Genomic DNA, 13,427 nt, shown 5'->3' with positions numbered 1-13,427 from the left:
GTGGATCTGGCAAGCCGGGGGCTTCCGGACCGGGTGGCCTCGGAGAACCAACTGCTTACTGTTCAGCCTAGATCAGGGGGCGCCGGCATCCCCCCGGACTAGGGCTGATATCGGTGTAGGAATCGGACGACGCTGGGGCGCGGGGGGCACATGCAGGGCTGTCGTGGCGGACGCCGCGCCGCGTTCAGCACGCTGCGTTCAGCCCGTGCTCGACGGCATAGACGGCCACCTGCACGCGGCTGGCCAGGTTCAGCTTTTTGAGGATGTTCTGCACGTGGATCTTCACCGTGCTTTCCGCCACGCCCAGGTCGCGCGCGATCTCCTTGTTGCTTTCGCCGCGCGCCAGGCCCTGCACGATCTCGCGCTCGCGCGCGGTCAGCCGTGGCGCTTCGTCCTGGCGCGCCGCGGCCACCGGTGCGGGAGCGCGGAACTGGGCCACCAGCTTGGCGGTCATGCTGTCGGAGATGACCGGCTCGCCGGCCGCGGCACGGCGGATGCCGGCGATCAGCGCCTCGGTCTCGATATTCTTGATCAGGTAGCCGCGCGCACCGCCGCGCAGCGCGGTGGCCAGTTCCTCGGCTTCTTCCGACACGGTCAGCACGATCACGGCGGTCTGCGGCAGGTCCTCCACCAGCAGCTGCAGGGCCTCCAGGCCGGACAGGCCGGGCATGTTCAGGTCCAGCAGGATCACGTCGGGGCGGTGCTGCTTGGCGCGCTTGATGCCTTCCACGCCGTCGGCGGCTTCGTCGACGATCTCGAAGTCGGCCTGCCGCTGCAGCAGCGCGCGGATGCCGGAGCGGAACAAGGTGTGGTCGTCGATCAGCAGGATGCGGATGGTCATGGCTGGGTCTCGGTGGTCGTGGGGGCGGGGCGGGTGTCGGCGAGCTTGCGGGCGCCGGAAGCGCGGCCGGCGGGCAGCACCAGTTCGATGCGAACGCCGTGGCCGGGGCGGGCCTGCACGTGCAGCTGCGCCCCCAGCCGCGCCGCGCGCTCGCGCATGATGTTCAGGCCGATATGCGCTTCGGCGCGCGTGGCAAGTTCCTCCGGATCGAAGCCCTCGCCGTCGTCCTGCACCACCAGGCGGAAATCGGGGCCGTGGCTGAGCGCCACCGCCACGTGTGCCGCCATGGCGTGCTTGCGCACATTGGAGAGCGCCTCCTGCAGGATGAACAGCACCTGCAGCTGCTGCTCCGGCGCCAACGGCCAGGCGCCGCCGCTCTCGTCAATGGAGAGCGTGGCCTCGGTGCGGCATTGGCGGCGAAAGCGGCCTACGGTCTCTTCCACCGCCGGGCGCAGCTCGCCGGTGCCGAGCCGCGAGCGGAAGTTGTTCAGCAGTTCGCGCACGTCCTGGTAGCTCTCTTCCACGCCGTGGCGCAGCATTGGCACGATCTCGCGGGTCTCGGCCAGGTCGTCGCGCTCGACCGCGGCGTCCAGCAGTTGCACCTGCAGGTTCAGGTAGTTCAGGCCCTGGGCAATGCTGTCGTGCAGGCCCTGCGCTACCAGGTTGCGCTCTTCCACCACCGCCAGCTGGCGCGCGGTCGCGGACAGGCGCAGGTGTTCCAGCGCGGTGCCAAGGTGCTGGCCCAGTGTTTCCAGCATCTGGCGGTCTGACGGGGGCAGCGCGCGCGGCGTGCGGAAGTGCAGCGCGAACACGCCGGTGGCGCCGCGCTGGCTTTCGATGCGGAAGGCCGCCAGCGACTGGAAGCCGTTGCGGCTGCAGGGCGTGGCATCCGCGGCGGCGCCCTGGCGCTGCGCCGCGCGCAGGTCGACGATGGCGACCACGGCCTCGCGCGTGGCGTCGCCACAATGGCAGGCGTTGGCCGCCGCGCAGGATTCGGATTCGGCCAGCGCGGCCGGCAGGCCTGCGGCTGCCAGCAGGTGCATCCTGCCGTGGCGGCTGTCCAGCACGCGCACGCTGCCGCCATCGGCATCGAACTGGCGCATCACGCGCTCCAGGAAGCCGCGCGCCATGGCCTCGGCATCGGCGGCCTGGTTCAGGAAGGCGGCCATGTCGTAGAGCGTCTCGAGGTCGCGGTTCTGGCGTTCCAGCTCGGCGGTCTTCTGCGCCACGCGCGTCTCCAGGTCGTGGTACAGCCCCTGCAGTTCGCCGGCCATGCGGTTGAAGCCTTCGCTGAGGGTGCCGAACTCGTCGCGGCTTTCCACCGGCAGGCGCAGCGAGAACTCGCGCGCCGCCATGCGCCGCAGGCCGTCCTGCAGCCGCAGCACCGGCAGGATGATCCACAGGTAGAGCAGGTAGATCACGGCCACGGTGCCCACGCACGCCATTGCCGCCAGCGCGATCTGCGACACGCGCAGCCAGTCGGTCTTGCGCGCGCTGTCATGCTCGATCATGCCGACCAGGCGATCGGCCTGCGCGACGAAGCCGGGCAGTGCGGCGATATAGCGTGCCGGCGCAGCGTCGTTGCCCGCTCCGGCCACTGCCAGCGGGCGCAGCCGTTGTTGCCAGTCCTGCGTGACGCGGGCCATCTGCGCATGAATGGCGGGTTCGTCCGGCAGGAACAGCGGGCGCGCTGCGTCGCCTTTCCTGAGCAGGGCCAGCGTGGCGTCCAGCGCCTGCACCTGTTCGGCCAGTGCATTGTCCTGGCGCGCCTGTGCCAGCGTCAGTTCGATCGCCACGCGGTTGGCGCGCATGCGCAGGCTGCCGGCGTCATTGATGGCGGCACCCGCGCCTTCCAGCTTCCATGACAGCCACAGCGTGCCGGCAATCATGCCCAGCACCACCAGCAGCACGGCCAGCGAGAGCGAGATGATGCGGGTGGAGAGGCGGTCGCGCAGCGCCGGCAGGCCGGCAGCGCCGGAGGCCGCCGTGGCGCTGGCGGCTGGAGGATCGGTTCGGAACATGGCGGTATCGGGGGCTACCAGTCGGGGAAGCCGGGTGTTGGCCCGGCGGCCGGCGCGTGCATGACTGTGCGCTGGCAGTGGAAGCCATTTTCCCTGCGTAGCAGACGGGGCTTCCTGCGCCAGATCAAGAAAGTCCGGCTTTGGTGCAGTGTATGTGCGGTCGGCGGCGCATCGGCGGATCCCACCAGACCTGTCACGTCGTGATATATCGATCCGCCGCATGGGGCGGGGATATGCCGTCAAACTTGGCTGCGGTCAAATCCCCACGACCTGCCCTGGCCTAGCATCCGGTCAACATTGATGGGAGAAGCTCTTGAAGGCAGCCAGTTTCGACTACGAACGCGCCCCGCGCCTGGCCGTGGTGTTCGGCTGCCTGATGCCGGCGCCGTGGCTTGGCGCCGCGGCGGGCGTCTTGCTTGCCGCCGGTCCGCCCGACGGCTTGCCGGACCGCTTTGCGCCACTGGCGCTGGTGGCGGTGCATGTGCTGGCGCTGGGCATGCTGCTGCCGGTCATGGTGGGCGCGCTGTTCCAGATGATGCCGGTGGTGGCCGGCGTGGCCGTGCCGGGTGCGGGGCTGCTTGCGCCGTGCATGGCCGCGGCAGGCGCGGGCGTGGCCACCGCCCTGGGCATTGGGCTGCTCGGCGGCGAACCTGTGGCGATGCAGGCGGCGGTGGCCGTGGCCGTGATCCTGTTGCTGGCCGGGGCCATTCTGCTGGCTGCTGGCCGGCGCGTGGCCGCAGTGGATGCCACCACGCGCACCCTTGCCGGCATCGGCGCGCCGCTGATGGTCGCGGTGCTATGCGGCATGGTGCTGGCCGGCGCCTTCGGCGGCTGGTGGCACGTGCCGGTGGCGCGCTGGCTTGACCTGCATATGGCGTGGGCGCTGGGCGGCTGGCTGGCCGCGCTTGTGACCGGCGTGGCCACCACCGTGCTGCCGATGTTCTGGCAGGCGCCGCGCCTGCCGGCGGCGATCGGGCGCTGGCTGCCCATGGCGCACTGGTTGCCGCTGGCGCTGTTCAGCGCCGCGGCAATGCTGTGGCCGGATCACCGGGCACTGGCGCATGGCGTGCTGCTCGCGTGGCTGGCGTTCTTGGCGGTGGTGGGAGCATGCGGGCTGGCCGGCACCCTGTGCGCGCGGCGGCGCCATGATCCACTGTGGCTGCTCTGGCCGGTAGCATGCGCCAGCATGATGGGTGCGGCGCTGCTGGGGGCGGCGGCAGTCGTGCTGCCCGCCGCCGGGCTGCCGCTGGCATGGTGGGCCGGGACCATGGCGCTGGTCGGCGTGGGCGTGCTGCCGGTCACGGCCATGCTCGGCAAGATCGTGCCGTTCCTGGCCTGGCTGCACCTGCGCCGGCTGCTGCCGCCGCGCGCGCGGGTGCCGGCCATGCAGGCCATCATCGTGCCGGGCCGGCAACGGCGGCAGGCATGGCTGCTGCTGGCGGCCTACGTGCTGCTGCTGGCGGTACCGCTGGCGCCGGCGCCGCTGGCCCGCGCTGGCGGCCTGCTGCTGGCGGGCGCCAATGCGTGGCTGGGGTGGCAGCTGCTGGGAGCGTTGCGGTGCATGCGGGAGATGAAGAAGCGCGGCGGATTACCGCCGCGCATTGCAGACAAGGTTCCCATGCTGCCGGTTTGCTCCCCTCTCCCGCCTGCTGGAGAGGGGCCGGGGGAGAGGGCAGGCGCTGGCACACCGACGCGCCTCACTTCGTAGACACTCCGGCCCTCTCCCCCACCCCTCTCCCGCAAGCGGGCGAGGGGAGCCTTGTTCGCGCGGCGTTGGGCACGGCACGCACAACAGGCATGCGTCAGGCTGGTGTCGGGGTTTGAGTCAGCCCCGCAGGCTTTTCCCCGGTCAACAGGTAGTGCATCAGCTCCGCCACCGGCCGGATCGCCTCGCCGAAGGGCAGCGCACCCCGGCCGCGGAAGAACAGGCCGCGCTCCACGTCGCCGCGCACGGCCTGCGCCAGCTTCAGGTCGATGCAGAACTGGCCGATGCGGGCAATGCCGTCGCGCAGCCCGCACGCCTGCAGGCAGTCGAAGCCCTCCAGGCATTCACGCGGCTTGGCGCGGCGCTGCAGCCGCGACTCGCTCGACAGGTAGCGCGACAGCCACGGCGTCAGCACCGCGCGCGCGGGCAGCCCGGCTACGCTGGTGAACTCGCGCAGGGTCTCGGGCCGCGCCGTTGCCAGCACCTGTTTGAAGGCCGGGTGGGCATCGCATTCCTCGGTCACGGCGAAGGCCGTGCCCAGCTGCACCGCGGCGGCGCCCTCGCCCAGCCAGTGGCGCACCTTGGCATGGCTGTCGATGCCGCCGGCCAGGATCAGCGGAATGCTGTCCCAGGCCAGTCCCAGCTGCGCAAACAGCTCGCGGCATTCGGCCAGCACGCGCGAAAACGAGAAACGCGGCTCCGACAAGTCCTGGATGGTGGCCGCGCCCAGGTGGCCGCCCGCATGCGCCGGGTGTTCGACCACGATGGCATCGGGCAGCCGGCCCTTCTTCATCCAGCGGCGCAGCACCAGGCCGATGCCGCGTGCCTCGGACAGGATCGGGATCAGCGCCACCCTGGGGTGGCTGGCGGTCAGCTCGGGCAGGTCCAGCGGCAGGCCGGCGCCCATGACGATGGCATCGGCGCCGCTTTCGCAGGATTGCCGCACCAGCGCGGCGTGCGAGCCCACCGCCTTCATCACGTTGACGGCGATCAGCCCGCGGCCTTCGGACGCCGTGCGCGCGGCACGGATCTCGCGATCCAGCGCCTCGAGGTTGGCGGCTTCGATGGCGGGCTTGTCACGGCTGCCGCGGGTGCGTTCCATCAGGTCGGGGTGGTGGTGGCGCAGGTCGATGCTGGCGATGGTGCCGACGCCGTTCTCGCGCGCGACGGCGCCGGCCAGCCGGTGGGCCGAAATGCCGATGCCCATGCCGCCCTGCACGATGGGCAGCAGGCGGCGGCCGGCCAGCTTGAGCCAGGGTTGATTCATAAATACGTCTCCGGGAGAGGATGGGCGCGGGGCCGGCGTGCGGCCAGCCGCGGGGATGACCGGGCAAGCGTGGCACAGCGGCACGGGCCGGCGTTTGCCGCAGGTCAAGCGCGCGGTGGTGGCCTGCCATCGGCCTACGCCAACCGGCATAGGCCAACGCGGGCGGTGTGCCGTTGGCGTGGGTTTGCGCGCGGTCAAGCCCCTGCTGCAAGCGCTTGGCTAGCATCGGCCGCTGTCTTCATCTTCGCGCCGCCGCCGGCGCCATCACCGATGACCCCTGCCTCCCCAGCCCCATCCGCCGCGGCAAGCCTGCCGCGCCGGCCCCAGCTTGTTGCGCCCGCCGGTTCGCTGGCGGCCCTGCGCATGGCGCTGCAGCACGGCGCCGACGCGGTCTACCTGGGCCTGCGCGATGCCACCAACGCGCGCAACTTCGGCGGCCTGAACTTTACCGAGGCCGACATCCGCACCGGCGTGGCCGAAGCCCACGCGTGCGGCGCCGAGGTGCTGTTCGCCATCAACACCTTCGCCCAGATGGGCGCGGTGGCGCAATGGCAGCGCGCGGTCGATGCGGCGGCGGACCTTGGCGCCGACGCGGTCATCATGGCTGATGCCGGCCTGATGGGCTATGCGTGCGAGCGCCATCCTGAGTTGCGGCTGCACCTGTCGGTGCAGGGCTCGGCCACGCATGCCGACGCCATCGAGCTGATGCGCGAGCGCTTCCATATCCGCCGCGTGGTGCTGCCGCGCGTGCTGTCGCTGGCGCAGATCGGCAAGCTGGCGCGCCAGACCAGCGTGGAGCTGGAGGTGTTCGGCTTCGGCAGCCTGTGCGTGATGGCCGAGGGGCGCTGCCTGCTGTCGTCCTACGCCACCGGCGACTCGCCCAACAACAAGGGCGTCTGCTCGCCCGCGCACGCGGTGCGCTGGACCGAGCAGGACGGCACCATGCAGGCTCGCCTGTCGGGCATCCTGATCGACAGCTATGCGCCGGGCGAGCCGGCCGGCTATCCCACGCTGTGCAAGGGCCGCTTCGAGGTGGAGGGCGAGCGCGGCTACGTGCTGGAAGAGCCGACCAGCCTCAATGCGCTGTCGCTGCTGCCGGCGCTGATCGACATGGGCATCGCCGCCATCAAGATCGAAGGCCGGCAGCGCAGCCCGCGCTATGTGGGCGATGTGGTCGGCGTGCTGCGCGCGGCCATCGACGCCGCCTGCGCCGATCCGGCGCGCTTCGTGCCGCGGCAAGAGTGGCAGAGCACGCTGGGGCGCCATGCCGAAGGCGACCAGGTCACGCAAGGCGCCTACGACCGGCCATGGCGGTGACACCCATGACATCGATCTGCGTTGAACCGGCCATGACGGAGCTTCCCATGCCAGAGATTGCCGCGGCCGCGATGCCGCAAGCCGTAGCGATGCCAGACTTCGGCATCGCCCTGGGCCCGCTGCTGTACTACTGGCCGCGCGAGGCCGTGATGCAGTTCTATGCGTCGGTCGCCGATGCGCCGGTCGACCGCGTCTACCTCGGCGAGACCGTCTGCACGCGCCGCCATGAAGTCCGCCATGCGCAATGGCTGGAGATTGCGCAGATGCTGCGCGATGCCGGCAAGGAGGTGGTGCTGTCGACGCCGGTGCTGGTGGAGTCCGACACCGATATCGCCTGGATGCGCCGCGCCTGCGCGCAGGACGACTACCTGGTCGAGGCCAACGACCTTGGCGCGGTGCGCTGCATGGCAGGGCGGCCCTTTGTCGGCGGCCCCCACCTCAATGTCTACCACGCCGATACGCTGGCGTGGCTGGCCGGGCTGGGCGCGGCCGGCTGCGTCGCGCCGGTGGAGATGGACGGCGGCACGCTGGCCGCGCTGGCAGCCGCGCGCCCCACTGGCATGCGTTTGGAAGCCTTTGTCTGGGGCCGCCTGCCGCTGGCATTCTCGGCGCGCTGCTTTACCGCGCGCCACCATCGGCTGCGCAAGGACAGTTGCGAGTTCCGCTGCATGGACTATCCCGACGGCCTGGTGGCCGCCACCGGCGAAGGGCAGGCGTTCTTCACGCTCAACGGCGTGCAGACGCAGAGCGCCACCTGCCTGGACCTGTGCGCGGAGGCGCTGGCGATGGCGCGGATGGGGGTGGGGATGCTGCGCGTGAGCCCGCATTCATCCGGCACGCTGCAGGTGGTGCAACAGCTCGCGGCGATTCGTGCAGGTGAACAGGCACCCGCTGCCAGCGGCATCACGCCGGCCGGCGCCCAGCCGTGCAACGGCTACTGGCACGGCAGCGCGGGCATCGCCTGGGAGGCCCGGGCATGAGCGCGCTGCACAAGCTGATCGCGGGCGTGCACCGGCGCATGCCCGCCCGTGCGCGGGCGTTGCCGCTGGTGGCGGCGCTGGAGCTGGCGCGCCGCGCGGGATGGCTGGAGCCGCCGGCCGCACTGGACGGGCACGCCTTCCTGCTGACGGTGCAGGACCTTGGGCTGGCCGTGCCGTTCCGCTGCGAAGGCGGGTGCTTTCGCGCCGCTGCAGCGGACGCCGAGCCTGAACTGACGCTGCGCGCCTGCGCGGTCGACTACCTGCGCCTGCTGGGCGGCGAGGCCGATACCGACACGCTGTTCTTCCAGCGCCGGCTGGTGATCAGCGGCGATACCGCGCTGGGCCTGGAGGTCAAATACTGGCTCGATGCCGCGCCGCGGCCCGCATGGGTCAGCCAGGCCGCGGCGCGGCTGGTGGCCTTGCACGGGGCCACCGTGGGGCGGGCCGGTGCGGCGTCGTAGCCGTGGCGCTCAGGCGTCGCCGTCCAGCATGAAGCGGTTGCGTCCCGCGCGCTTGGCCCGGTACATCGCGCTGTCGGCGCGGTGCAGCAGCGGCTCCAGCCGCGGCGCTTCCGGCACGGTGCAGACCGCGCCCACGCTGATGGTGACCACCGGCTGCACCGGCGTGCCGTTGTGCGCGATGCGGAGATCGCGCACAACCGCCACCATGCGGCGCGCCACGTCACGGGTCTCGTCGCGCGTGGCGCCGGGCAGCACCGCCGCGAATTCCTCGCCGCCCAGCCGGGCGCAGAACTGCTCGCCGGACAGCGTGCGGGTCAGCGCGCCGGCAATCTGCCGCAGGCAGTCGTCGCCGGCCACGTGGCCATGCAGGTCGTTGTATTGCTTGAACTGGTCCACATCCAGGATCAGCAGGCCCAGCGCCTGGTTGCGCTCGCACGCCCGGGTCACGGCCGCGATCGACTCGCGCTGGAAGTAGCGCCGGTTGCGGATGCCGGTCAGGGCGTCGATGTCCAGGTCGGCCTGCACCTGCCACAACTGCTCTTCGGTCTGGCCGAGCCGCGCGGTCAGGGCCAGCTCACGCGACTGGAAGCGGCTGATGTCGCGCAGGAACAGCAGGCTGCCGATCTGCCTGCCGTCCAGTCGGGCAACCCCTTCCACGGTAAGCTCGAAGGGCGCGCCCGGCGGCACGAAAGGCGTGGCCGCGTGGCTGGCAGTGTCGGCAGGCGAGTGCTGCAGCGCGGCTTCCCAGCCGGAGGGCAGGAGGTCGCCGCGGCGCAGGGCCGGCCAGAGCTGCGCCGCGGCCGGATTGAATTCGACGATGACACCATGGCTGTCGACGATCACGCAGCCTTCGCTGAGGGCATCGAACACCCGCAGGCGGGCGTAGTGGCCGATATCGTCAAGGTGCGTGCGCAGCGCGCAGAACCAGACCAGCGCCGCCATCAGCGAGAACGTCGCCGGCGTCAGGTCCCCGCCCAGCGGCCCGGTCCAGCGGTTGAGGTAGGCGACATTGGCAACCAGGGGCAGGGCCAGGCCCGACGCCAGGATGGCGCGGCCCCGGCGCGACAAGGCCCCGTTGGGCACTTCGGCCGTGACCAGGAAATACAGGCTCACCCCCAGCAGCAGGTATGACCAGACGGCCACTGCGGCATAGCCGATGCCATGGTCGAACACCGCGCCGGGCAATACGCCGGGAGGCATCAGCGTGATGCGCGGCCAGATCAGCCGGTGGCGCTCGTTGGTGAAGACCATCACCACGGTGACGACGGCCACCAGCACGGGCAGCCACAGCCTGGACCAGGGCACCACATAGCGCGGGCGGCTCAGGTGCACCATCGCCACCAGCCAGCCGATCGGCACGGCGACGATCCCGAGGTACTGGATCTTGGCCCACAGGATGCGCCCCTCCAGGTCGGTGGCGCTGATCTCGAGCAGGCGGCCGCCGCTCCAGGTCGCCGCGCCGAATGCCAGCACCAGGAACGCCTGGACGGTCGGATCGTCGCGCCGCGGCCAGGTGGCGATGGCCATGCCGATGCAGGCAACCACGGCGACGGTAAGCAGGAGAACCAGGGAATATGAGGGCATTGAGGGCGGAGCGCGTCCCGAGACCCGGGCGTTGGTTCCGGCGATCCGCGATCTCGTCAGCCAGCATGATACCGGGCTGCGCGGCTGGCTTGGCTGTGGGTGCGCCGATGCAACAGCTGGCAGGCAAGGGACGCGGGGCGCCCCGCTACCTGGCGTCGAGCGAATCGATCGCGATGATCGCCGCGACGGGGCAAGGCGGGGGTGGCCGGGTCATGCCGGCCGCGGGGTTTCGCGGACCAGCCAGAACGGGATATCGGTGACGTCCCTTTGCATGCCTTGCCAGTCAGGCATCAGGCCCTGAGTCAACAGGTGGCCCCAGCCATCGATCCACTTCTGCTGGGCCCGAGCGCACAGCTCCAGCATGGCCGACGCATAGTGCAGCGGGCCGCCGATCAGCGGCAGCTCGCAGGCAATCTCGCGCGCGTAGAAGGCCTCTGGCTCCGGCGCGAGGATCGGGCCCATGGCATCGAACTGGAGTTCTTCATACATGGTGCGGGCGAAGTCCAGGTTGAGCTCGGCCATGCGGCGCCAGTTGTCCGACAGGTCGGCTTGCATGGCCTCAAACTGGTGCGCGCCGGAGTAGAAGGTGGGAAACGGCCAGAAGCCGAGCGGCCAGAAGACTTGCGTTGCGGTCATCATCACGGGAACCTCCGGTGGTGGGCGTGCGCGCAGCGGGGCGGCAGTTGCTGCACACGGCGATGCCGCGATGCGGGCTGCACCCGGACTAGCTTATGCGGTAACGGCGCGCATCGCCATGCCGGCATCCTGGCACCCGAGTGTGTTAATCACTTGCACCCCAGCCGCTTGGCCAGCTTGTGCAGGTTGCTGGCATCGATACCCAGCTGGCGCGCTGCCTGCGCCCAATTGCCGCCCTGGTCCGTCAGTGCCTGTTCGATGCAGGCGCGCTGGGTTTGTTCCACCGCGTCGCGCAGGGTGATGCCTGCGGCAAGTGCCGGGGCGGCGAACGCGCTGGCCATGCCGGCGCCGGCATGGTGTGCCGCGGGCACATCCAGTCCGTAGAGATCGAGCAGTTCAGGCTCCAGCGTCACGATGTCGTTGCGGCCCGCGCCGCGGCTGACGGCACGCAGCGCCGCGCGGCTGATCACGTGTTCCAGCTCGCGCACGTTGCCGGGCCAGCGGTAGCTGCGCAGCGCATCCTGCGCACCACCTGACAGCCGCAGGCTGCGCAGCCCCAGGCGCGCGCGGTTCAGCTCCAGGAAGCGCCCGGCCAGCAGCAGCACGTCGTTGCCGCGCTCGCGCAGCGGCGGGATCGGGATCGGGTAGACCGACAGGCGGTGGTACAGGTCGGCGCGGAACGAGCCGTCGCGCACATGCTCGCGCAGGTTGCGGTTGGTGGCGGCGATCACGCGCACGTTGACGCGGCGCGGGCGGTCCGAGCCCAGCCGCTGGATCTCGCCGTTCTGCAGCGTGCGCAGCAGCTTGGCCTGGATCGCCAGCGGCAGTTCGCCGACTTCATCGAGGAAGAGGGTGCCGCCGTCGGCGGCCTCGAAGCGCCCCGGGCGCTCGCCGGTCGCGCCGGAGAAGGCGCCGCGCGCGTGGCCGAACAGCTCGCTTTCAGCCAGCGACTCCGGCAGCGCCGCGCAGTTGACATGCACCAGCGGCTGCGCGCGCCGGCGCGACTGGCGGTGCAGGCGGTGCGCGAACAGCTCCTTGCCCACGCCGGTCTCGCCCAGCAGCAGCACCGGCAGGTCGGTATCGGCCACCACTTCCAGCTCATGCAGCAGGTTGGCGATGGCCTCGCTCTGACCGATGATCTCGCCGCCGATGTCGCCATGCTGGGCCGTGCCTTCGTCGGCATCGGGCGTGCCGCGCGCCAGCTGCAGCGCGCGGATCTCGCCTTCCAGCCGGGTGGTGCGGATGGCCGCTTCGACGATCACCGTCAGCCGCTGCAGCTCGGCCTGGGCCGCCGCATCGAAGGTGCCGATCGCCAGCGCGTCCAGCGTGAGCGCGCCCCAGGGTTGGCCGTCCACGGCCAGGCTGGTGCCCATGCAGTCATGCACCGGCAGCGGCTCGCCGACGTGCTCGTCGATCAGGCCGTCGTACGGATCGGGCAGCACGCTGTCGTGATGAAAGCAGGTCACGCCGCGCCGCGCCAGGATGGCGGCCAGGCGCGGGTGCAGGCCGACTGCAAAGCGCCGGCCCAGCGCATCGCGCACCAGGCCATCGACCGCGACGGGGCGCAGGTGGTCTTCCTCCAGCCGCAGCAGCGCCACCGCGCCACAGCGGAAATGCGTGCGCAGCATGCTGACCAGCCGCTGCAGGCGCACCGCATGCGGCAGGTCGGTGACAAGGTCGGCCAGCAACTCGGGATACATCGCGCTCGGTAGCATGGTGAAAAACACCGTCAGGGTAATTAGTACCACGAGAAGTATAAGGTATTAATCACCATCACTGTTTCAAGTCATTGATCCGGATAGGTTTTTTTCAGGCACGCTCCTCGCGTAAGTCATGCAGGCATAACTTCGACACGGAGCAACCATCATGACTTTGCAGGACCACTCGCTTGGCCAACTGGCCCGTCTGATCCCCGGTGCCACCCGGATCTTCCACGACTACGGGCTGGACTTCTGCTGCGGGGGCAAGCAGACCCTGCGCGACGCCGCGCAGCAAAAGGGTCTCGATGCGGCTGCCGTCGGCACCATCGACGCCCGGCTGCGTGCGCTGCAGGACGAAACCGGGCCGTCGGCGCAGGACTGGAACACGGCGGCGCCGGCCGAGCTGATCGACCATATCCTCACGCGCTTCCATGCGCGCCATCGCGAGCAGTTGCCCGAGCTGATCCGCCTGGCGCGGCGCGTAGAGCAGGTGCACGGTGACCGGCCCGATTGCCCGCTTGGCCTGGCCGACCACCTGAGCGAGATGCTGGGCGAGCTGGAAATGCATATGCAGAAGGAAGAGCAGGTGCTGTTCCCGATGTTGTCGCGCGGCCTGCATGCCGCCGCGGGCCGGCCGATCATGGTGATGCGCGCCGAGCATGACGACCACGGCGTGGCCTTGCAGCGGCTGGCGGCGCTGACCAACGACATCACGCTGCCGCGCGCGGCCTGCAATACCTGGCGCGCGCTCTACCTGGGCCTGCGCACGCTGCGCGAAGACCTGATGGAACACATCCACCTGGAAAACAACGTGCTGTTCGAGATCACCACGGCACCCGCCGCCGCGCAAGCCACCGGATGCGGTTGCTCGACGCACGCCTGAGCCCTCCCGCCACCATAACCAACGACTTCGCA

11 protein-coding genes are annotated in these 13,427 nt (G+C 70.5%); 5 read left to right on the top strand and 6 right to left on the bottom strand.

The genetic code is table 11. The annotated features are described in order from the left end of the window. Window positions 1-184: 184 nt before the first annotated feature. Window positions 185-841: a response regulator gene (locus CNE_RS29290; protein ID WP_013953921.1), complete on the bottom strand. Its 657-nt coding sequence runs from the start codon at window positions 839-841 to the stop codon at window positions 185-187. After that, the gene (locus tag CNE_RS29285; protein WP_041228729.1) at window positions 838-2,862 is read right to left on the bottom strand and encodes a type IV pili methyl-accepting chemotaxis transducer N-terminal domain-containing protein; all 2,025 of its coding nucleotides are present in this window, start codon (window positions 2,860-2,862) and stop codon (window positions 838-840) included. The genes CNE_RS29290 and CNE_RS29285 overlap by 4 nt, the downstream gene beginning before the upstream one ends. A 313-nt stretch (window positions 2,863-3,175) precedes the next feature. Here CNE_RS29285 and CNE_RS29280 point away from each other — a divergent pair, with 313 nt between their 5' ends. Beyond that, window positions 3,176-4,570 (top strand): hypothetical protein, encoded by a 1,395-nt coding sequence (locus tag CNE_RS29280; RefSeq protein WP_013953919.1) that lies wholly within the window; start codon window positions 3,176-3,178, stop codon window positions 4,568-4,570. A gap of 94 nt (window positions 4,571-4,664) precedes the next feature. On the opposite strand, the gene CNE_RS29275 is transcribed toward CNE_RS29280, so the two are convergent. Beyond that, complete coding sequence (locus tag CNE_RS29275) at window positions 4,665-5,834, bottom strand: NAD(P)H-dependent flavin oxidoreductase (RefSeq protein WP_013953918.1); 1,170 nt, start codon at window positions 5,832-5,834, stop codon at window positions 4,665-4,667. Window positions 5,835-6,104: 270 nt separating this feature from the next. Here CNE_RS29275 and ubiU point away from each other — a divergent pair, with 270 nt between their 5' ends. From ubiU to ubiT, 3 genes are read left to right on the top strand one after another with little or no spacing between them, the layout of a single operon-like run. Further along, window positions 6,105-7,151 carry a ubiquinone anaerobic biosynthesis protein UbiU gene (gene ubiU, locus CNE_RS29270; RefSeq protein ID WP_013953917.1) on the top strand — a complete coding sequence of 349 codons (1,047 nt, stop codon included), beginning with the start codon at window positions 6,105-6,107 and terminating at the stop codon, window positions 7,149-7,151. Window positions 7,152-7,198: 47 nt separating this feature from the next. After that, window positions 7,199-8,131 (top strand): U32 family peptidase, encoded by a 933-nt coding sequence (locus tag CNE_RS29265; RefSeq protein WP_013953916.1) that lies wholly within the window; start codon window positions 7,199-7,201, stop codon window positions 8,129-8,131. Further along, on the top strand, window positions 8,128-8,592 hold the full coding sequence (gene ubiT, locus CNE_RS29260) for a ubiquinone anaerobic biosynthesis accessory factor UbiT (RefSeq protein WP_013953915.1): 465 nt from the start codon (window positions 8,128-8,130) through the stop codon (window positions 8,590-8,592). Before CNE_RS29265 ends, ubiT begins: the two co-directional genes overlap by 4 nt. A 9-nt stretch (window positions 8,593-8,601) precedes the next feature. On the opposite strand, the gene CNE_RS29255 is transcribed toward ubiT, so the two are convergent. The 3 genes from CNE_RS29255 to norR form a co-directional block, all read right to left on the bottom strand. Further along, window positions 8,602-10,176, bottom strand: coding sequence for a histidine kinase N-terminal 7TM domain-containing protein (locus CNE_RS29255; RefSeq protein WP_013953914.1), 1,575 nt, complete (start codon window positions 10,174-10,176; stop codon window positions 8,602-8,604). A 210-nt stretch (window positions 10,177-10,386) separates the two neighbouring features. Then, window positions 10,387-10,815, bottom strand: coding sequence for a polyhydroxyalkanoate granule-associated phasin (locus CNE_RS29250; protein WP_013953913.1), 429 nt, complete (start codon window positions 10,813-10,815; stop codon window positions 10,387-10,389). A gap of 146 nt (window positions 10,816-10,961) precedes the next feature. After that, a complete protein-coding gene (gene norR / locus CNE_RS29245) occupies window positions 10,962-12,527 on the bottom strand; it encodes a nitric oxide reductase transcriptional regulator NorR (protein WP_041228948.1) in 1,566 nt (521 codons plus the stop codon). 151 nt (window positions 12,528-12,678) lie between these two features. Here norR and ytfE point away from each other — a divergent pair, with 151 nt between their 5' ends. Further along, window positions 12,679-13,395: an iron-sulfur cluster repair protein YtfE gene (ytfE, locus tag CNE_RS29240; RefSeq protein WP_013953911.1), complete on the top strand. Its 717-nt coding sequence runs from the start codon at window positions 12,679-12,681 to the stop codon at window positions 13,393-13,395. Window positions 13,396-13,427: the final 32 nt, after the last annotated feature.

This window comes from Cupriavidus necator N-1 (assembly GCF_000219215.1).
GTDB classification, from domain to species: domain Bacteria; phylum Pseudomonadota; class Gammaproteobacteria; order Burkholderiales; family Burkholderiaceae; genus Cupriavidus; species Cupriavidus necator.
This window is presented reverse-complemented; position numbering and strand designations above follow the sequence as displayed.

Coding starts and splice junctions, on each gene's coding strand:
- CNE_RS29290 (WP_013953921.1), bottom strand. CDS start 841: ATGACCATCCGCATCCTGCTGATCGACGACCACACCTTGTTCCGCTCC.
- CNE_RS29285 (WP_041228729.1), bottom strand. CDS start 2,862: ATGTTCCGAACCGATCCTCCAGCCGCCAGCGCCACGGCGGCCTCCGGC.
- CNE_RS29275 (WP_013953918.1), bottom strand. CDS start 5,834: ATGAATCAACCCTGGCTCAAGCTGGCCGGCCGCCGCCTGCTGCCCATC.
- ubiU (WP_013953917.1), top strand. CDS start 6,105: ATGACCCCTGCCTCCCCAGCCCCATCCGCCGCGGCAAGCCTGCCGCGC.
- CNE_RS29265 (WP_013953916.1), top strand. CDS start 7,199: ATGCCAGAGATTGCCGCGGCCGCGATGCCGCAAGCCGTAGCGATGCCA.
- ubiT (WP_013953915.1), top strand. CDS start 8,128: ATGAGCGCGCTGCACAAGCTGATCGCGGGCGTGCACCGGCGCATGCCC.
- CNE_RS29255 (WP_013953914.1), bottom strand. CDS start 10,176: ATGCCCTCATATTCCCTGGTTCTCCTGCTTACCGTCGCCGTGGTTGCC.
- CNE_RS29250 (WP_013953913.1), bottom strand. CDS start 10,815: ATGATGACCGCAACGCAAGTCTTCTGGCCGCTCGGCTTCTGGCCGTTT.
- norR (WP_041228948.1), bottom strand. CDS start 12,527: ATGCTACCGAGCGCGATGTATCCCGAGTTGCTGGCCGACCTTGTCACC.
- ytfE (WP_013953911.1), top strand. CDS start 12,679: ATGACTTTGCAGGACCACTCGCTTGGCCAACTGGCCCGTCTGATCCCC.